Origin of the sequence: Fluctibacter corallii (genome assembly GCF_025751585.1) — a bacterium.
Taxonomy (GTDB): Bacteria; Pseudomonadota; Gammaproteobacteria; order Enterobacterales; family Alteromonadaceae; genus Fluctibacter_A; species Fluctibacter_A corallii.
On the sequence record NZ_JAOWKX010000008.1, the window covers coordinates 148,066 to 166,075 of the forward strand.

The following is an 18,010-nucleotide window of genomic DNA, read 5'->3' on the forward strand; positions in this document are numbered from 1 at the left end:
CTACTCACTCTACCCCGTATACATCTTTCATCGTTGACCAATTAAAGTCTTGTAATAATCTTTCTAGTTTGCCTTCCGTATATTTCAGATTCACGTAATGTCTGAAACGTGATTTTAGTGGCGCATCAGTTAGGCGGGGTTGAGCATCATCAATTTCCCAAGGATGGAAATAAAATGAATAAGGTTGCTTTTCTTGTTTTAAATATTTAGACACCAAGGCTTTTGTCATTGCATAAGGATACAAGCGAAAATAACCGCCTCCGCCAATTGGCATTTGCTTACCCATTAGCTTCAAGGTCGGAATAGGAATTTCGATAATATTCTCTTTACGCTTATAAGCAAACCGAGGCCAATCTGGCGTGCCGTACAAATCATGCTTTACAGGGTAAGTACTTGAGCTATATGCAAAACCTAACTCAGCAAGAATCTCAAACGCCCACTCGCTGCGATATCCAATTGAAAAACTAGGCGCACGATAGCCAGAAATATTCACGCCCAAAAGATCCTCAAGATGATTTTTTGAGCGCTCAACATCCGCTTTAAATTCGTCTGGTGTTTGCTCAGCTGCACGCCTGTGCGCGTAGCCATGACTTGCGACTTCATGCCCTTGCCGATGAATTTCCTTGATGAGTTCAGGGTATTTTTCAGCCACCCAGCCTAAAACAAAAAAGGTACTTTTAATGTCATATTTTGCAAACAGATCCATCAATCGGCGTGTGTTAGCGTCTACTCGCGGCTGATAGTCAGACCATTGCTCGGGTTTAATGATGGATTCAAAAGCAGAAACGTGAAAAAAGTCTTCCACATCTACCGTCATCGCATTAAGTGATGGGTTTTTTGTCACGTTACCTTCCTTTACCAAATAGAACCACTTCTACTGTTCGAATTAAAATCAACATATCCAGCATAAAACTTTGATGCTTTACGTAATACAAATCGAACTTTAACTTCTCCATTGAATCTTCAACGCTCGCGCCATATGGGTAGTTAAGCTGCGCCCATCCTGCTAAGCCAGGCTTAACATTGTGACGCTGATTATAATAAGGAATTTCACGTATCAGTTTTTCTACAAATTCTGGGCGCTCTGGTCTCGGTCCAATAAACGCCATTTCGCCTCTGAATACATTCCACAATTGCGGGAGTTCATCTATGCGATATTTACGAATGAAATGACCAATGCGTGTCACTCGGTCATCGTTTTTACTGGCCCATTTTGCACCGTCTTTTTCTGCATCTGGGCGCATGCTGCGGAATTTGACGATTTTAAACATCTTACCATTTAGGCCTACACGCTCTTGCTTGTAGAATACCGACGTGCCAGTGCGTCGACCGTCATCGAAATAAATAATCATTGCCGTAAGCAACATAAATGGCCACGTAAACATGAGAATGAACAACCCGAGAACGGCGTTCAAACCATATTCCAGCGCATCTCTAAGGTAGTTTTGAGAATTGAAGCCATTAGAGTACACGACCCAGCTTGGATACATTAGATTGACAACAATCTGCCCGGTTTCACGTTCCATAAAATCTAATAGATCGGTAATTTCTACGCCCCGTAAGCGGCAATCGAACAAGACCTCGATTGGAAGCGTGCCTCGTCGTTGATCGCAGGCAATCACAATTTCTTCGATATCGTTATCAATTACAAAATTACGAAAATTATCATCTATTTTTACGTGGATAAGTTTTTCGTTACGAATACCATCTTCGCGGTTGTCTCCTGGAATTGGAATAAATCCAAGTAGCTCAAAACCCAAACGGTCAACATCTCTACGCATACGCTTCTCAATAATTGAAGCCCGTTCACCTGCGCCAATAACCACTAGACGTGTGCGGCCCAACCCAAGTAATCCCAATCGATTAGTAAAGTAACGAAAGATAACCAAAGAGATAATAATCAGACCAGCGGCAACAGGTAGGAAATACACGTGCATACGCATACTAATAAAGAGCGAATTAGTCAGAATCTCTACAACAAAATAGGTTAGCGCTAAGCTAACGAATATACGTCGTATAATGCCTCGAAACGTTTCTCTCAGTTTTGCCTCGTATAACCCCACAGACAAAGAACACACCAAAACGAAAAATGTGACAAGACCGATGTTAAAGATAAGATGCGTTGTCGCAGGTCTGGATGCGTCTTCGAAAACATTGACAACGAGAAAATTTGCAAGATAAGTAACGTAAGAAACAATCAGTGCTTCCGCCACTACTAATGCATTGGACCTTTTATTTTGCTTGTTATTGGTCGCAGCCATTAACCCTCACCCCTGGATTTAAGTTCTAATTTTATCATATGCTAATTCAACTATTTGGGATAGACTATCCTTTCCGAGGTAGCATTATAGAGAATATGAGACTTTGGTAAATGACAAGATTACGAATTTCTTTATGTCAGATTTGGGAATTAGGCATATGAACAAAATAAAGACAGCTAAACTATTGGCGTTAACGGTGTTCATCGGATGGATATCGGCTTGCAGCAACGTGGCGACACTGCCTCAAGCAACAACGCATGCGTCACTGACGTCCAACATCGACAACTACAACTATCTGATCGGACCAGGTGACACCCTCACTATATTTGTATGGCGACACGAAGATGTGTCTGGTAGCTTCACCGTCAGACCAGATGGAAAAATCACCACATCGTTGGTTGAAGACATTCAAGTATCAGGCAAAACACCTACACAACTTGCCAGAGACATAGAAAATGAGCTGGCAAAATATATCCGCGAACCTATTGTGACTGTCAGTGTGTCTGGATTTCGTGGGCCATTTAGCGAGCAAGTACGCGTAATTGGTGAAGCAACAAGCCCACAGGCTATCAGCTATAGTGAGAACATGACACTGCTGGATTTGATGATCGCGGTGGGTGGTTTAACAGAATTTGCAGATGGCGATGACGCAAAAATCATTCGAGTCGTTAACGGCCAACAGCAAGAATATGGCGTGCGTTTAACGTCTTTGATTAAAGAAGGTGATATATCAGCTAACGTCGACATTTTGCCTGGCGACATTCTTATCATCCCAGAAGCTTGGTTCTAGAACCAAGCAAAAGCTTAGTCGAAAGTAGAAGTAGTTATGTTAGGAATACAAGAAGCGATTGATCAGGTATCCACGTATTTGAAAGGGGTATGGGTCAAAAAGCGATATATCATTATATCAACGTGGTTAATTTGTCCTATCGGTTGGGGCATCGTAGCCTCTATGGAAGATGAATACGAATCCACAGCCAGACTGTTCGTAGATACCAACAGTTTATTGCGCCCTCTATTGCAGGGTCTCGCGGTTTATAACAATCCAAATCAACAAGTAGATCTTGTTGCAAGAACCCTTTTCAGCCGCGCTAATCTTGAAAAAATCGCTCGTGAATCAGATTTAGATATCACCGTAAACACGCAAGCAGAAATGGACGAATTGCTTGATGATCTGAAAAGCGATATCAAACTTAGCTCGACCAGAGAAAATAACATCTACACAATTAAATACGCATCTAATTCACCTGAATTAGCCCAGCGCATTGTGCAGATTACCCTCAATGAATTTGTTGAAAGTTCATTAGGTAATAACCGAAAAAATAGTGATTCTGCTGAAGAGTTCCTGACACGCCAAATTGAAGAATACGAGCAACGCTTAGAAGAAGCGGAGCAACGATTAGCTAACTTTAAAATTAGTCGTATCGACCGCGCTCCTGGCGAAACCAGAGATTATTACTCTCAACTCCAACGAGAGCAGTCATCACTTCAAGAAACGGAATTACGTCTACTTGAATTAAAATCCCAATTAAAAACAGCGCAAGCTCGCTTACTTGGCGAAGAGCCTGTGTTTGGGCTTATTGAGACAAACGAAGACATAGCACCCACGATTTCAACGAAGTACGACACTCGTATCGGTAACTTAGAAGGCAAGCTCGACGAACTCCTTATTCGCTTCACAGAAAATCACCCAGATGTGGTGAAAACAAAAGCGTTACTAGAGAATTTAAAGTCTCAACGTAACAAGCATATTGAAAGCTTAAGCAATGTGGCGAAAGACACGGGTTCATACAGTCAATTTGGCAATATTAACCAAAACCCGGTTTACCAAGAAATGAAGCTAGCGGTTGCTAACTTTGAAAGCCAAATAGCGTCTTTAGAAGTTCGTGCCGAAGAGTTCAGAAAGAAGATTGCTGAGCTATCAGAAATTATCGATCTTGTGCCGCAAATCGAAGCGGAAGAGCAAGGTTTAAATCGCGACTACGAAATCACAAGAAGCAAATATCTTGAGCTATTGTCTCGTCGCGAACAAGCAGAATTATCTCGAAAAGCAGAGGCAACCTCTGACGATGTGCAATTCCGTGTTATCGATCCACCTAAGCTTCCCACGAAACCGTCTGGCCCTCCGAGACTTGTCTTCTATAGCGTCATTCTTTTCTTAGGGTTTGGTGCGGGTTTAGGGTTGGCTTTCCTTGTCAGCCAGTTAAAGCCTGTTGTGCTGTCAGCTAGCCAGTTAAAGAGCAATTTTGGCATTCCTGTACTCGGTATGGTTTCCCACATTGATGTAGATACGATTAGACGTTCTAATCGACGCCGAGTGTATGTTTTTGCAGCGTCTAGTGCATGTATATTCGCCATCTATATCACCCTGATGTGGGCTGATATCACCTATGGGAAAATACCACTGAATGTGTTTGAGAGGTTATTGTGAGCACAATAGAAAAAGCATTACAAAAGCAGCGCGAGCAAGCGGAAAAGCAGGCCCGAGACAAAGCTCAGGCAGCTGAAGAGCAACCACAATCATCGGTTGAAGCCCAAGCTGAAACATGCCTACAAAGCAATGACGTGGAAACAACGCAAGCTGACGCAGTTACATCGGTAAGTAACTCGACGTCTACACCTAAAACAAACTTCATTGATTTAGAGCACACCAAATCAGAAGGTTTTGTTTCTGGTCAAGACAGAAACGCCATCAATGAAGAATTTAGAGCGGTAAAGCGTAAAGTACTGAACAATGCTTTTGGTCCGTTGGCGAAAACCTTAGATAACAGCAATATCATCATGGTGACCAGTCCTAACCCTGGAGAAGGCAAAACCTTTACAGCGATTAATCTGGCTCTAAGTATTGCGTTAGAGCAAGACAAAACGGTTCTCCTTGTTGATGCTGACGTTCTCAGACCAAACGTTATGCGCACGATTAAGCAGCCCTTTGGTAACGGCTTGATGGAGTACCTTCTTGGCGAAGTGGATGATCTTAGTGAGGTGATTTACCACACTTCTCTCGATAAACTTAAGATTATCCCTGCTGGTAAAGGACATCACCTTTCTACCGAGCTACTCGCAAGTACGAAAATGCTCGATACCGTGAATGAATTTTCAACGCGATATTCCGATCGTGTTGTCATTTTTGATACGCCGCCTTTGCTAGGCATAAATGAGACAGCCGTACTTGCCAATTTAGCAGGTCAAGCGCTTATCGTAGTGCAAGAGGGAAAAACGAGTTTAACCAAATTGTCTAAAGCAGTGGAGCAACTTAACCCTGAAATGGCCAAGGGCTTCATTATGAATAAAGTGACAAAAAACTCCAGCGACGATATCAGTTACGGATATTACTATTCCCAACAATAATAAAGAACAAGGACAGGGCTTGAATATGAGATTGAAACTGGCTGCATTGTCGCTCTCTATCATATCCAGTTATACCTTTGGGGGAGATTTGACTATCTCTCCCTCAGTCTCCGCAGGGTACATCGTCAGTGACATCACGTTGAATGACAGTGAAAGCCAGGATGTACAGAGCTTTGAAGTATCGCCTTCAGCCGTATTTAGTTACGATGCTAATCGATTTGATGCCAGCTTAGCCGCAGAACACAAATATATTCGCAGAAATGATGACTTTACAACACTGTTTGAAGGGATAGACAAAGAGCAAAGTTTCACCAACTTCGGTGGAAACATGAGCTTTGAAGCTATTGATAGAGTGTTGTCATTTGATGTTGGAGCAAAGCAGCAATATCGCGATATCGATCCTTCGACTGCACTGATTAATGGATTTTATTCAAACAGTCAATCTCTCACTAAAAGTAATGCCTACAATGCAGGGGTGGATTTCTCGCTTCAAAACGGTAAGTACGTTCGGGCATCAATTTCAGCCGACGTCGATAAGGTGGAAACAGATGCAACCATCAATCGCAACATCGGTTTAGATAGAACGAATTCAAGGGCTACGGCCGTTCTCACATCAGGCAGGTGGTTTAATCGAATTAGATGGGATATTAGTTCGTCTTATTCTAAAAGCGATGGATCACAAGGCCGAGGCCAGGCTAACGATTCAATATTCAGAAGCGTAATGGGTAACCTAAGATTCGGTATTATTGATAATCTTGACTTTGTCGTAACAGCGTCAGAGTTTAGTAATACGCTAGTGGGTAATGATGCATTGTCTACAGAGCTAGACTTTAAATCTTATGGTGCAGGCTTATCTTGGCGAGAGTTAGACGGAACTTTATTCACCGTAACCTATAACCAAGGTGAGAAAAGCACAGACAGTGAAAAAGAAAACTATATCGCTGCCGACTTAAACCTCCCCCTAAGTCGCCGAACCGCGTTAAAAGCAAATTATTCCCGACGATTTTTCGGAGAATCAGGTTCATTAGACTTCACATACAAAGCAAGAAGATTTAACGGAGTTATTTCGTATAACGAAAACCTCACAACCTACTCTCGACTTCAATCTATCTCGCAGACCATTGGTTTATTCGCGTGTCCGATTGGCTCACTAGACTTTACAACCTGTGTCCAAACTTCGCCAGACTACGAGCCACAAGCGGGAGAAGAGATAATTCCTATCGCATTTATCAATCCAGAAATTTCTGAAGAGGTTATTCTTAGAAAAACATTGACGGGTGGTATCGGATACAACTATAGAAAACTAAGCTTTGGTGTAAATCTGAGCTATTCAGATGTAGATTACCTCGAAACAAATCGTACCCAAAGAAATAAAACGGTAACTGTGTCTGCGGGATTGGACGCGAGCGCAAAATCATCCTTCTCGTTAAACGTTAATTTCGCCGAGCTCACGCGTGCAGAAACAACGACGACTGAAGATCTATCGAACGCAACCTTCACATACAGCTATCGATTTTCAAAACAGTTAAAATCAAATTTGGAATTAGGGTATTCAGATCGTGAAGGTGCAACAGCGCAGCGAGATTACAACGAGACTCGCGTAAGGTGGAATGTCAGCTATCAATTTAACTGATAGCTGCCTCTAAACTTACTGTGAGAAGGTTGGCGACTACAAAGTCAGCACAAATACCATTGCCATAAATACGGCGACATAAAAGATAACAGCTTCTCTCAAATACTTGCCTTGGTAATATCCCTTTCGCCTGTCATGCTTGATCATAACGGGCGGTACTTCTCCTGAAACGATCGCTCTTTCCCGTTTCATGAGTTCACCTGTGACTAGTTAAGTTAGCGTTGTATTTTTATTCGGACGTAAACTTAGAAAAGATCAAATCCAAATGGTTCATTTTTTTCTCAAACTTTTTACTTAATGAACCATTTTAGATATGTTTTTATTTTGCATAGCGTTTCCGTTTGCAAAAATCGCGATGAACCTAATGTGGTTCAAGAGGTTTAGCCACTGTTAATCGTCTGACTTAAGCCGGACGTAAGTCTTGTACTTTTTTCTCAATAGGCTATCAATGTACTTTGTTAACTTGATTTTGTGGCTAATGGCGTTGTCTAGCGCGTCTGTGAGTTCATTTAACATTGCTTTGTAGTATGCGACGTCCTTTTCTGGCTCTCCCTGAATAGATCCCTTACCGCTCGTGGCAGCAGCCTCGTTGCCTTGAGCTTGCGGCCCCTCTGTCTTAGGCACTTTGTCTGGGACGAACATTTCGTCAGCCACTTCTTTTACAACATTCTCTACAGCGGCCTCATCTAACTTTTCCAATTCTTCCAAAAAACCATATAAAAGGATTCTATCCATTAGCGTATTAATTTTACGAGGTACGCCATGGGTAAATTGGTAGATACGATCAAAAGCACTGGCTGAAAACAAATTATCCCCTTGCCAGCCTGCGTGCTTTAAGCGGTACTCAATATAAGCAACGGTCTCATCATCTGTCAGCGGTGCTAAATGGCATGAGGCTACAATACGCTGGCGAAATTGCTCCATGTTTGGGGCACGCAAAATAGGCTGTAACTCCTCTTGACCCAGCAAAAAGCTTTGTAGCAAAGGCTTTCCTTGAGCTTGGAAGTTCGACAGCATCCGTAGCTCCTCAATCGTTTCAAGAGGCAGGTTTTGTGCTTCGTCAACAAGCAACAACGCACGCTTACCTTGGTTGTGAAGCTGGTGCAAATATACTTCAAGGTCTTTCAAGATATCTGCTTTGGTACGATTCGTCGTGTCTAATTCGAACTTGCTCGCCACCATTTTTACCAGTTCGTCAGGACTCAACTTAGGCGTAACGATTTGCGCAGCTACAATGTCTTCCTGAATATCAGTAAGCAAACTGTTAGCAATAGTGGTTTTACCCGTGCCGATATCACCCGTAATCACAATAAACCCTTCTGCCTGAGATAAGCCATATTGTAAATAAGACATGGCTCTTTTGTGCCATTTGCTGGCAAAAAAGAAGCTCGGATCAGGCGTCAGCTGAAATGGTTTTGAGTTTAGTCCGTAGTAACTTTCGTACATAAAAAAAGCCGTAATTATTTGCGTCTAATTGAGAGACATGTTGTCAGAAAAGCAGCTTAACACCCGAGGTTATACAACACTACTGTTATTCTCGGGTGTTATTAAACATGGCTTACCCAGCACTTAGCGAGTTTTAATTTGATTAATGATATGCGTGGTAGACACACCATCTTCAAAGTTCAGCACTCGCACTTCGCCACCGTTGGCCATAACCTCTTTGCCGCCTGCAATCTCTTCTACGCGATAGTCACCACCTTTAACAAGAATATCGGGAAGCACTTCGCTGATGAGACGTCTAGGCGTTTCTTCGCTAAAAGGCACCACCCAATCCACCGATGCTAATCCAGCTAATACCGCCATGCGACGCGACAAGTTGTTAACGGGTCTTCCCTCGCCTTTCAACTCGCGTACAGATGCATCATCATTAACTGCCACTATTAGTTTGGTCCCAAGCGCGGCAGCATTTTCCAAATAAGAAACATGCCCAGCATGCAGAATATCAAAGCAGCCATTTGTCATAACAATGCGCTGTCCGGCTTGCTTAGCAGCTGCGACAGCAATGATAAGCTGTTCTTCACTCATCACGCCTCGGCCTGGTGCAGGCTCTAAACTCAATACGTCTTCTAGCTCATTTACACTGACTGTTGATGTACCTAATTTGCCCACAACAATACCTGCAGCGGCATTCGCGATCGCGCAAGCGTCTGGCCATGAACTGCCTGACGCGACTGCAACCGCCAGTGACGCAATAACGGTATCGCCTGCACCTGTGACATCAAATACTTCTTTCGCCTTCGCGGGTAAATGCAATTCATCCTGCCCTTTTTGCAGCAAAGTCATGCCTTTTTCAGAACGTGTAACGAGTAACGCTTCTAAAGACAATGTCTCAGCCAACGCATTGGCTTTCTCAACGATGTCTTTTTCGTCATGGCAATCACCACAAACGGTTTCAAATTCATGCATATTGGGGGTAATTAGCGTGGCCCCCATGTATTTACCAAAGTCAGTCCCTTTGGGGTCGACCACCACCGGAATTCCCGCTCGTCTTGCAGCCGCAATTAATGCAGGCGCATCACTTAATCCCCCTTTGGCGTAGTCAGACAACACCACCAAATCACAAGACGAGAGTTGTTGTTCAAAACGCGACGTTAATTCAGATTTATCAACGCTTTCGAAACTCTTTTCAAAATCTAGCCGAATAAGCTGTTGATGACGACTCATAACCCGTAACTTGGTTATTGTGTCGAACCCTGCCACTTTTGAGAAATCACATGTTACGCCCAACCCTTCTAGCTTTTTCTGAAGCAGTACTGCGGCTTCGTCGTGGCCAGTCAAGCCCATCAACGTGACGTTTGCGCCTAATGCTGCAGCATTCAATGCCACGTTGGCTGCGCCACCGGGGCGGTCTTCAATGTCGCTAATTTTCACTACAGGAACTGGCGCTTCTGGGGAAATTCGGCTAGTGGGGCCAGTCCAGTATCTGTCTAGCATCAGATCGCCCACAACAAGAATTCGGGCAGTAGAAAAATCGGGTAACTGCATGTGTTATAACCTGAAAAAAATTTGCGAAGAGTATACCATAGTAAGCCTCAGTGGTTCATTGTCCTTTACGCACTTATCTTACAATGTGGTATCTATACATTATCGAAAACAAACTCGGGCATTTTTATACGGGCATTACAAAAAACGTGGCTAAGCGCATTTGTGAACATCAAGCTCAAGGTCCCAAAACTGCAAAAGCATTAAAAGGCAAAGCGCCATTAACCCTGAAGTACAGTCAACTGGTAGGTGACCACAGTACAGCGCTTAAAATGGAAATTGCAGTAAAAAAGCTAAGTAAAATTCAAAAACTCGCCATCATCAGCGGAGAACGAAAACTCAACGAGCTACTTTCAAGCGATAAGGCCTGAAACCATAAATGCGATGCCCACTGACAATGCCATTTCAATACACGCAACCCCAACATTGTGTTGCTGATCGACTTCCTGTACCAAATTCAAACCAGAGAGTACCAGTTTTTTTAACACCATCACCAAGATAGCCAATAACACAGCAAGCCAAGCTCCCGTCACTAGCCAACCCGTAAAATTGCTGACGTATGCTTCAGGGTTGTAAATAAGCAGTTTGGCAGAAGTTGACACCACAATGGATGTCCCAACGATCATGCCAGCTTGCTGCAACGCCAGGGCCAATTGCCCCTCGGTAAGGGCTTTTTGCATCGTCCCCTGATTATTCGCTCTGTACTGACGCTCATAAAATCGGGTTGTTACTAGCAAAATCGCCTGTGTAACAATAAATGAGGTACATACTGCGATAAGCGCGTTGGTGTCCGTCCCCTCTACCCATAACATCACGCTATGGATAATAATTGCGGTTGAAATAGCGCTAGCAGCGTCAATGATCGCCACACTGCTGTTGCGGTCCATAATTTGTGCTTCTTTGTCTAATCGATCTAGAATCAGTTTGTCGTGCAATACCCTGCCCACCTTAATTAAGACGAGCCCCACAAGGCCATAGGCCAGCATCGACACGGCCGCAATGTAGTAATCCGTTTTTGTCGAGCCAGCAACGGCCGCCGCAAGCACAACGCATAGTGCGAACATTCTTCCCGCAATACTAATACCAAAAGCAAAATTATCTTGGGTACACAGCTCTTCGTTTGTATCCACCGACGATAATCGACCAGAAATCCAACGCAACGCCGCCAGTAACAAAATGGCGATGCCAACATCTATAGCGAAATACACCCATATATCGGCGGGAACAGAAATTAAATTCACAAGGACATTCATGGCGGTTAATCCAAACTAACGACTGTGTTATAACGACAGTATAAATTTATCGATGCAACTTACCAATGGAAAAGGATCACAAAATGCACCAAACCGATGCATCTTTGCCAGAAAATTTAATCGAAAAATCAAACCACTACTGGCATCGACTCGTCGAAACAGGCGTGCATGAAAACTGGATAAACTCACATCAAAATGAAATACGACACGTGATGGCATTAAGTGATTTCATTGCAGAAAGTATCATCAGTGATCCAAGTATCCTTAATTTTCTGCTCATAGAAGGCCAGTTGCACGAATCACAGCTCGATTACACCCACATCATTTCTGAAGCATTGACGCGTTGTGAAGACGAACCCGCTTTGATAAAAACAATACGAATAGCACGCCGAAAATTGATGGTACACATTGCTTGGCGTGATTTAACAGGGTTGCAGCCTATCGCGTTATCTCTTGAGCACGTATCTTCGCTAGCAAATACATTGATCAATCAAACTTACCAGTGGTTATATCAACACTTGTGTAAGCGTTATGGTACGCCAATGGGCCCGCTTGGCCCTCAACCAATGCTTATCCTTGGTATGGGAAAATTGGGAGGACAAGAGCTCAACTTTTCCTCCGATATTGATTTGATTTTCGTGTATCCAGAGAATGGAGAAATCTCTGATGGGCGAAAACCGATTGAACATCAGCAGTTTTTCACTAAGCTTGCCCAAAAGCTCATCAATGCACTGCACCAAACCACGGCGGAAGGCCAAGTTTTCCGGGTAGACATGCGCCTGCGTCCCTTCGGTGAAAGCGGCCCACTGGTAACCCATTTCGCCGCTCTAGAAGATTATTTGCAGGATCAAGGACGCGAATGGGAACGCTTTGCCATGGTAAAAGCGCGGATCATTAACGATGGTAGCCCTTACTCTCAAGGGCTTAAAGACATACTGAAACCCTTTGTTTATCGACGGTATCTGGATTTTGGCGCGATTGATGCGCTTAGACAAATGAAATATCTAATCTCACAAGAAGTGAGGCGCAGACAGTTATCTCACAATATAAAACTCGGTGCCGGAGGCATCAGGGAAGTTGAATTTATTGTGCAAAGCTTTCAATTGATACGCGGCGGCCGCTTACAAGCGCTCCAAACGCCCTCATTGCTCAAAAATCTTACAATGCTAGTTGAGTTAGACATTCTCCCAAAAGACGACATGCAGTCACTCAAACAAAGCTATTTATTCTTGCGAAAACTTGAACATTTTTTGCAAGAATTTGCCGACAAGCAAACACAAACACTACCTGACGATCCATTAAACCAAAGTCGCCTTGCCTATTTATATGGACAATCAACCTTCGATGACGTGCTTGCCTTAATTACCCCCCATATGCATGCTATACATGCGCAGTTTCAGATGCTAATCGGCGATCACGAAGAGTCTGAAGACGCTAACAAGACGCCGGAACTTCAAGATGCAAGTTTACTGTGGCAGCTTGATTTAAATGAAGTTGAGCAATTATCGACTCTAATACGCTATTTGTCTGAGGCTGAATCTCTAACATTTGCGCAGCAGCTATGCGAATTTAAGCAAGCGATGGCGAAAAAGCCAATAGGTAAAAAAGGCCGAGATACCCTATCGCAGCTCATGCCGCAACTGATAGGTCTGGTCCTCACTCAATACACAGACAGAGTCTCAGAGGCAGTCCCCAGAACCTTACACGTACTTGAGGCTATTTACGGTAGAACCACTTACTTACAACTATTGAACGAAAACCAGGGGGCGCTCAATCAACTTGTGCGTTTGTGTAGCGCAAGTACGTGGATAGCTCAACAAATAACGCGTTTTCCCATTCTATTGGACGAATTGCTAAACCCGTATGCCCTCTATCATCCTACTCCTCTAGATGAATATCACAGTGACTTGCGCCAAGCCATGTTAAGAATTGAGCAAGATGATTTAGAGGTGGAAATGGAGAGTCTGCGGCAATACAAGCTCAGTCAACAACTGCGCATCGCTGCCGCAGATATCACGCAAGTTATGCCAATCATGAAAGTGAGCGATCATCTCACCTATCTCGCTGAAGCCATTATTCATGAAGTTGTGAATAAAGCGTGGTATCAAATTACTGAAAAACACGGATGTCCGCCGGGCACCCACATGGGTAATAAAGCGTTTGCTGTAATAGGCTACGGCAAATTGGGCGGATTAGAACTCGGCTATGGCTCAGATTTAGATTTGGTATTTGTGCACCAAGCTGAGCGAAGCGGCAAAACTGACGGTGAAAAACCCGTAGATGTTAACCACTTTTATACTAAACTTGCGCAGCGCATTATGCATTTGTTTTCTACTAAAACAGGCTCTGGCGAACTCTATGAAATTGACATGCGGCTTCGCCCATCGGGTAACGCAGGTTTGTTGGTCTGCCACATTGACGGGTTTGAAACCTACCAAAAAAATGAGGCCTGGACATGGGAACATCAGGCATTAACACGAACCCGCGTAATTTATGGAAATTCTGACCTAGAAGCGCAATTTACCGACGTGCGGCGACGCATATTATGCCAACAACGAGAGCAGTCCGAGCTTGCTGCTGACGTCGCTAAAATGCGTAAAAAAATGCGTCGCCATTTAAATAAGGGGGACGAAGTCTTATTTGATATTAAGCAAGATAGAGGCGGTATTACCGATATTGAATTTTTAGTTCAATATTGGGTGTTAAATCATGCTCATTACCACCCTGATATTGCACTGTGGTCAGATAATGTCAGGGTGCTGTCGTCGTTAGCAAACGCAGATATTATCAGTGAGTCCACCTGTGAAACGCTCACCCATGCGTATTTAACACTACGAGATTTAAGCCACAGGGCGTCATTGAAAGACAGTAAACTTCTACCTTTAGACGACGTACTTCAAACAATCGCAAAGCAAGTTGATACCATTTGGCGAGAAGAACTGGGGCGCTATGAAAGCTCAGATGAATAATGGCTACCCATTGTGCTGGCGCTCTCATTCTATTTATTCGTCTTTCATACTCATAGGCATTGAAATGTGATGATGTGCAACGCACCACGCCTCATTTACTTTCGTGAAACAGAAAGTCGCTCGAACCGTGCTTCGCACGGTTTTACCATCAGGTAGGTCGCCTCCACAATGAATTAAACAGTGAGCAAACCCAACACGGCTGTCTGCGTGAATAACCAGTTCATCTAGCTCAAATAACGACGGGATTGCAAAAGGAGGTTGCCACGCATCAAAACTTTGTCTGTATTCTTGCGTACTTGTGTACTGTAAAGGTGGTAGAACATCGAAAATAATAGCATCGGCTAGATGTTGACTAAGAATATTGTCTTTCTCATCATAACGCGTAGACTTGCACCACTGTTCAAGTAATTGTTTTATCTTCTCTACTTCGCTTCCTGTCATGCTGATTCCTTTTCAAACGTTGGCTCTGATGCTTTTATTAAACATGCACGTTATCAAGTATAGAGTAGACTCAGCGAAGCACTACACATTCCATGTCTAATCTTAAAGCGGACGTCGCTGCCACTGCCGCTAATAGGGCAAAAAAAACACTATCACTGTGCAAATTCACAATCACATCTCAAGTACAGCTCTCAAAAAAGTGGGTGTCAAAGAATATCGACATGTGTCCTCTAAGTGACATCGTCAATCCAACAGCAACACCCACATTTTCGCAGCTCGAACTAAATAAAAAACATTACTGTTTCTCAATAAACATCGCATCGCCATAGCTGAAGAAGCGGTACTCATTGTCGATAGCATCCTGATAGGATGCCATCACATTTTCCTTTCCAGCAAAAGCGCTAACCAACATTATCAGCGTCGACTCTGGTAAGTGAAAGTTGGTGATCATTGCATCAACAATCTCAAACTGATAACCCGGGTAGATAAAGATATCCGTGTCAGAGAAAAACGGTGCCAACGGCATAGCATTATCTTTCGCAGACTTAGCCGCAGACTCAAGAGAACGGACAGACGTTGTGCCAACGGCAACAACACGTTTACCATTTTGCTTAGTTTCATTGATGGCATCAACCACGTCTTGTGGCACTTCGGCATATTCAGAATGCATTTTATGCTCAAGAATATTATCTACCCTAACAGGCTGAAAAGTACCTGCGCCTACGTGCAATGTCACAAACGCAAAGTTGACGCCTTTTTGCTTGAGGGTTTCAAGAATTTGATCATCAAAATGTAGTCCCGCCGTAGGAGCTGCAACTGCACCGGGCTTTTCGTTGTATACGGTCTGGTAACGCTCTTTGTCACTGTCTTCATCAGGGCGATCAATATAAGGTGGTAAAGGCATGTGGCCATAAGCCTCAAGTACCTCCAGCACGGGTTTGTCAGTCAGAAAGCGTAATTCAAATAGCGCATCATCTCGGCCAACCATCTCAACCTCAACCGCATCTTCCAAGCGCATTACCGTACCAGGCTTAGGGGCTTTGTTAGCTCGTACATGAGCCATGACCGTGTGCTCATCTATAATACGCTCGACTAATACTTCCACTTTACCGCCAGACAGTTTCGTCCCCAACATTCTTGCGGGTATCACACGGGTGTTGTTGAACACCAACAAATCGCCTGCGTCCAATAACGAAGTAATATCTGTGAACTGGAGGTGCTCACGAGTACCTTGCTTTCCATCAAGGCGTAATAAACGACTGGCACTTCTTGACGCCATCGGGTATCTGGCAATTAACTGCTCAGGTAAATCAAAGTGAAAATCAGAAAGTTTCATTGTTGCTCCGCATAATTCGCACAAATGGAGGGCGCGGTATTCTATGTATAAACGGGGATACGTGCAATTCTCCAGCGATACCCTTCACTATTTGTAAAAACATTGTAAACATTTACATTATACTCAACGTTTTTTGCTAATTGACGTTTCTCCCAAATCCTAGCTTCGCCCAGCACCTCGCTGGGCGTTTTTTTATTGAAATAGAAATGTGGCACTTTCAGCTTACATATCTTGCAAAATATCCTCTATTTCGTCACGGTCGATTTTACGCATGTTCAGTACGTACATAATTTGTAACAACAAATCAGCACCTAAAATCCCCTTATTGATTTTGTTCCGAAGATTGTCTGCCGACTGACTGACGCCAATGTCAGCTAGCCGATGACTAAGCTCTTGATATTTCACGCCACGCTTTGACATTTCGGCTTTCAGAAGACGCTGAATAAGCTGCCGCCAATCTCCATTCGAACGCTCATTTTGCATATATACTCCAGCCACTCATTTGTGACGTATAATTTACACAACGACATTATAATTATCAAACAGAAAAATATAATTTGACTTAATTATTTAATTCTGGCTAGACTAAATGACGTTGTTAAACAACTTGTAAAACGTGAAAATAACGCAATATTGTTTTTACTGATGTTGTTAATGACACAACAAGTCTACAAACAGGAGAGTAGCCATGACTTGGGATCTTAGCCAACTTGAGACCCTTTTATCCAAACAAGACAATCTCGTCATCACGAGAGAGGAAAATTGCTTACTGATTGCGAATCAAGATGGCCTTGACGCCTGGTTAGCGGTAAGTGGAGAACAAATTTTAGTTGAGTCGCTGCTATTCGGTGTAGACGAAGTGACTGACACTCAATCTCTAAACGAAGAGATCCTCAAAACTCACATGATTTTCCCCTTAACAACAGTAGGAATATCCTCCGTGGGTGGTAAAGATTATTACACGGCTTTTGGTTCGTTGAGTTCACAATCAAAAGAAGAAAGCGTTTTAATAGAAGTGAATACTCTGTTTCAAAACGTAGCGGCATTTTTAGATGCTTATCAAACTCATCTTAAGTAAACGAGGTTAGCGATATGTCTGTATGGAAAAAACTAGTGACTGCCATTAAAGGCGGAGCAAATGAAGCAGCTCAATCTGTTGTTGATAGTCAGGCAATCCGCATCCTTGAACAGGAGATTCGGGAAGCCAAAGAGGAACTGCGCAAGTCAGACCATGCTCGCACGCAGATTCTAGCCAAATGCAAATTGTCTCAACAGAAGATCGACAGCTTGCAAACATCGATTGCTGAATATGAGAATCATGCGCGCAAAGCCGCAGAAACCGATAGAGACTTAGCATTAGATTGCGCCCAGAAAGTGTCTGAACTTCGTGCAGAAATGGACACCGAAACGCAATACTTAAGCCAGTTCCAACAGTCTGAAAAGCAACTAGCTCAAAATATCAATCAAGCAAAAGACAACTTACGCCGTTTGGAGCAACAGGTTGATATGGTGAAAGCGACAGAGTCAGTTCAAAAAGCACAAGTCGCCGTATCGTCTCGTCACATGGGCGCAAACAGCAAGATGAAAACAGCCACAGAGTCTTTGCAACGTATTCAAGAACGTCAGCAAATGCGTGGTGCGGAGCTTCAAGCTGCTGAAGAACTTGCCAATAGCGACTCCAACACAGATCTAGAGAAGAGATTAGCTGAGGCGGGGATTAAAGGCGGCAAAAAATCGGCAGACGATGAACTTAGTCGCATTTTAGGCAACTAGGCACCTTTAAT

17 protein-coding genes are annotated in these 18,010 nt (G+C 43.4%); 8 read left to right on the forward strand and 9 right to left on the reverse strand.

Annotated elements, in window-relative coordinates; all coding sequences use genetic code 11:
• Positions 1-4: 4 nt before the first annotated feature.
• Both OE749_RS15240 and OE749_RS15245 read right to left on the reverse strand, forming a co-directional pair.
• Positions 5-817 carry an XrtA system polysaccharide deacetylase gene (locus OE749_RS15240; RefSeq protein ID WP_263713421.1) on the reverse strand — a complete coding sequence of 271 codons (813 nt, stop codon included), beginning with the start codon at positions 815-817 and terminating at the stop codon, positions 5-7.
• Positions 818-845: 28 nt separating this feature from the next.
• A complete protein-coding gene (locus tag OE749_RS15245; RefSeq protein ID WP_263713338.1) occupies positions 846-2,261 on the reverse strand; it encodes a TIGR03013 family XrtA/PEP-CTERM system glycosyltransferase in 1,416 nt (471 codons plus the stop codon).
• 157 nt (positions 2,262-2,418) lie between these two features.
• Here OE749_RS15245 and OE749_RS15250 point away from each other — a divergent pair, with 157 nt between their 5' ends.
• From OE749_RS15250 to OE749_RS15265, 4 genes are read left to right on the forward strand one after another with little or no spacing between them, the layout of a single operon-like run.
• Positions 2,419-3,051, forward strand: coding sequence for an XrtA/PEP-CTERM system exopolysaccharide export protein (locus tag OE749_RS15250; protein ID WP_263713339.1), 633 nt, complete (start codon positions 2,419-2,421; stop codon positions 3,049-3,051).
• A gap of 36 nt (positions 3,052-3,087) precedes the next feature.
• Positions 3,088-4,692 (forward strand): XrtA system polysaccharide chain length determinant, encoded by a 1,605-nt coding sequence (locus OE749_RS15255; RefSeq protein ID WP_263713340.1) that lies wholly within the window; start codon positions 3,088-3,090, stop codon positions 4,690-4,692.
• A complete protein-coding gene (locus OE749_RS15260; protein WP_404828186.1) occupies positions 4,689-5,609 on the forward strand; it encodes an XrtA-associated tyrosine autokinase in 921 nt (306 codons plus the stop codon). The genes OE749_RS15255 and OE749_RS15260 overlap by 4 nt, the downstream gene beginning before the upstream one ends.
• Before the next feature lie 25 nt (positions 5,610-5,634).
• Positions 5,635-7,242, forward strand: coding sequence for a TIGR03016 family PEP-CTERM system-associated outer membrane protein (locus tag OE749_RS15265; RefSeq protein WP_263713341.1), 1,608 nt, complete (start codon positions 5,635-5,637; stop codon positions 7,240-7,242).
• A 36-nt stretch (positions 7,243-7,278) separates the two neighbouring features.
• Here the strand turns inward: OE749_RS15265 and OE749_RS15270 are convergent, their stop codons facing one another.
• The 3 genes from OE749_RS15270 to hldE all read right to left on the reverse strand — a co-directional run bounded on the left by OE749_RS15270 (position 7,279) and on the right by hldE (position 10,230).
• Complete coding sequence (locus OE749_RS15270; protein ID WP_263713342.1) at positions 7,279-7,434, reverse strand: hypothetical protein; 156 nt, start codon at positions 7,432-7,434, stop codon at positions 7,279-7,281.
• A 198-nt stretch (positions 7,435-7,632) separates the two neighbouring features.
• Positions 7,633-8,688, reverse strand: a complete 1,056-nt coding sequence (locus tag OE749_RS15275) for an XrtA/PEP-CTERM system-associated ATPase (RefSeq protein ID WP_263713343.1) — start codon at positions 8,686-8,688, stop codon at positions 7,633-7,635.
• Positions 8,689-8,811: 123 nt separating this feature from the next.
• On the reverse strand, positions 8,812-10,230 hold the full coding sequence (gene hldE / locus OE749_RS15280) for a bifunctional D-glycero-beta-D-manno-heptose-7-phosphate kinase/D-glycero-beta-D-manno-heptose 1-phosphate adenylyltransferase HldE (RefSeq protein ID WP_263713344.1): 1,419 nt from the start codon (positions 10,228-10,230) through the stop codon (positions 8,812-8,814).
• An 83-nt stretch (positions 10,231-10,313) separates the two neighbouring features.
• Between hldE and OE749_RS15285 the strand changes: the two genes are divergently transcribed.
• On the forward strand, positions 10,314-10,598 hold the full coding sequence (locus OE749_RS15285; protein WP_263713345.1) for a GIY-YIG nuclease family protein: 285 nt from the start codon (positions 10,314-10,316) through the stop codon (positions 10,596-10,598).
• On the opposite strand, the gene OE749_RS15290 is transcribed toward OE749_RS15285, so the two are convergent.
• Entirely contained in the window at positions 10,581-11,480 is a 900-nt protein-coding gene (locus tag OE749_RS15290; RefSeq protein WP_263713346.1) for a DUF350 domain-containing protein, read from the reverse strand. The genes OE749_RS15285 and OE749_RS15290 overlap by 18 nt on opposite strands.
• Positions 11,481-11,563: 83 nt before the next feature.
• On the opposite strand from OE749_RS15290, the gene glnE reads away from it, so the two are divergent.
• A complete protein-coding gene (gene glnE, locus OE749_RS15295) occupies positions 11,564-14,449 on the forward strand; it encodes a bifunctional [glutamate--ammonia ligase]-adenylyl-L-tyrosine phosphorylase/[glutamate--ammonia-ligase] adenylyltransferase (RefSeq protein ID WP_263713347.1) in 2,886 nt (961 codons plus the stop codon).
• Between the two features lie 33 nt (positions 14,450-14,482).
• On the opposite strand, the gene OE749_RS15300 is transcribed toward glnE, so the two are convergent.
• The 3 genes from OE749_RS15300 to OE749_RS15310 all read right to left on the reverse strand — a co-directional run bounded on the left by OE749_RS15300 (position 14,483) and on the right by OE749_RS15310 (position 16,709).
• Positions 14,483-14,890 (reverse strand): YybH family protein, encoded by a 408-nt coding sequence (locus tag OE749_RS15300; protein WP_263713348.1) that lies wholly within the window; start codon positions 14,888-14,890, stop codon positions 14,483-14,485.
• Between the two features lie 295 nt (positions 14,891-15,185).
• The gene (queA, locus tag OE749_RS15305) at positions 15,186-16,226 is read right to left on the reverse strand and encodes a tRNA preQ1(34) S-adenosylmethionine ribosyltransferase-isomerase QueA (RefSeq protein WP_263713349.1); all 1,041 of its coding nucleotides are present in this window, start codon (positions 16,224-16,226) and stop codon (positions 15,186-15,188) included.
• 222 nt (positions 16,227-16,448) lie between these two features.
• Positions 16,449-16,709 (reverse strand): DUF6471 domain-containing protein, encoded by a 261-nt coding sequence (locus OE749_RS15310; RefSeq protein WP_263713350.1) that lies wholly within the window; start codon positions 16,707-16,709, stop codon positions 16,449-16,451.
• A 205-nt stretch (positions 16,710-16,914) separates the two neighbouring features.
• Between OE749_RS15310 and OE749_RS15315 the strand changes: the two genes are divergently transcribed.
• Complete coding sequence (locus OE749_RS15315; RefSeq protein ID WP_263713351.1) at positions 16,915-17,304, forward strand: YjfI family protein; 390 nt, start codon at positions 16,915-16,917, stop codon at positions 17,302-17,304.
• A gap of 14 nt (positions 17,305-17,318) precedes the next feature.
• Entirely contained in the window at positions 17,319-17,999 is a 681-nt protein-coding gene (locus OE749_RS15320; RefSeq protein WP_263713352.1) for a PspA/IM30 family protein, read from the forward strand.
• Positions 18,000-18,010: the final 11 nt, after the last annotated feature.

Bases quoted from the DNA above. Each gene is read 5' to 3' on its own strand.
- OE749_RS15240 (WP_263713421.1), bottom strand. From the start codon at position 817: ATGACGGTAGATGTGGAAGACTTTTTTCACGTTTCTGCTTTTGAATCC.
- OE749_RS15245 (WP_263713338.1), bottom strand. From the start codon at position 2,261: ATGGCTGCGACCAATAACAAGCAAAATAAAAGGTCCAATGCATTAGTA.
- OE749_RS15250 (WP_263713339.1), top strand. From the start codon at position 2,419: ATGAACAAAATAAAGACAGCTAAACTATTGGCGTTAACGGTGTTCATC.
- OE749_RS15255 (WP_263713340.1), top strand. From the start codon at position 3,088: ATGTTAGGAATACAAGAAGCGATTGATCAGGTATCCACGTATTTGAAA.
- OE749_RS15265 (WP_263713341.1), top strand. From the start codon at position 5,635: ATGAGATTGAAACTGGCTGCATTGTCGCTCTCTATCATATCCAGTTAT.
- OE749_RS15270 (WP_263713342.1), bottom strand. From the start codon at position 7,434: ATGAAACGGGAAAGAGCGATCGTTTCAGGAGAAGTACCGCCCGTTATG.
- OE749_RS15275 (WP_263713343.1), bottom strand. From the start codon at position 8,688: ATGTACGAAAGTTACTACGGACTAAACTCAAAACCATTTCAGCTGACG.
- hldE (WP_263713344.1), bottom strand. From the start codon at position 10,230: ATGCAGTTACCCGATTTTTCTACTGCCCGAATTCTTGTTGTGGGCGAT.
- OE749_RS15285 (WP_263713345.1), top strand. From the start codon at position 10,314: ATGTGGTATCTATACATTATCGAAAACAAACTCGGGCATTTTTATACG.
- OE749_RS15290 (WP_263713346.1), bottom strand. From the start codon at position 11,480: ATGAATGTCCTTGTGAATTTAATTTCTGTTCCCGCCGATATATGGGTG.
- glnE (WP_263713347.1), top strand. From the start codon at position 11,564: ATGCACCAAACCGATGCATCTTTGCCAGAAAATTTAATCGAAAAATCA.
- OE749_RS15300 (WP_263713348.1), bottom strand. From the start codon at position 14,890: ATGACAGGAAGCGAAGTAGAGAAGATAAAACAATTACTTGAACAGTGG.
- queA (WP_263713349.1), bottom strand. From the start codon at position 16,226: ATGAAACTTTCTGATTTTCACTTTGATTTACCTGAGCAGTTAATTGCC.
- OE749_RS15310 (WP_263713350.1), bottom strand. From the start codon at position 16,709: ATGCAAAATGAGCGTTCGAATGGAGATTGGCGGCAGCTTATTCAGCGT.
- OE749_RS15315 (WP_263713351.1), top strand. From the start codon at position 16,915: ATGACTTGGGATCTTAGCCAACTTGAGACCCTTTTATCCAAACAAGAC.
- OE749_RS15320 (WP_263713352.1), top strand. From the start codon at position 17,319: ATGTCTGTATGGAAAAAACTAGTGACTGCCATTAAAGGCGGAGCAAAT.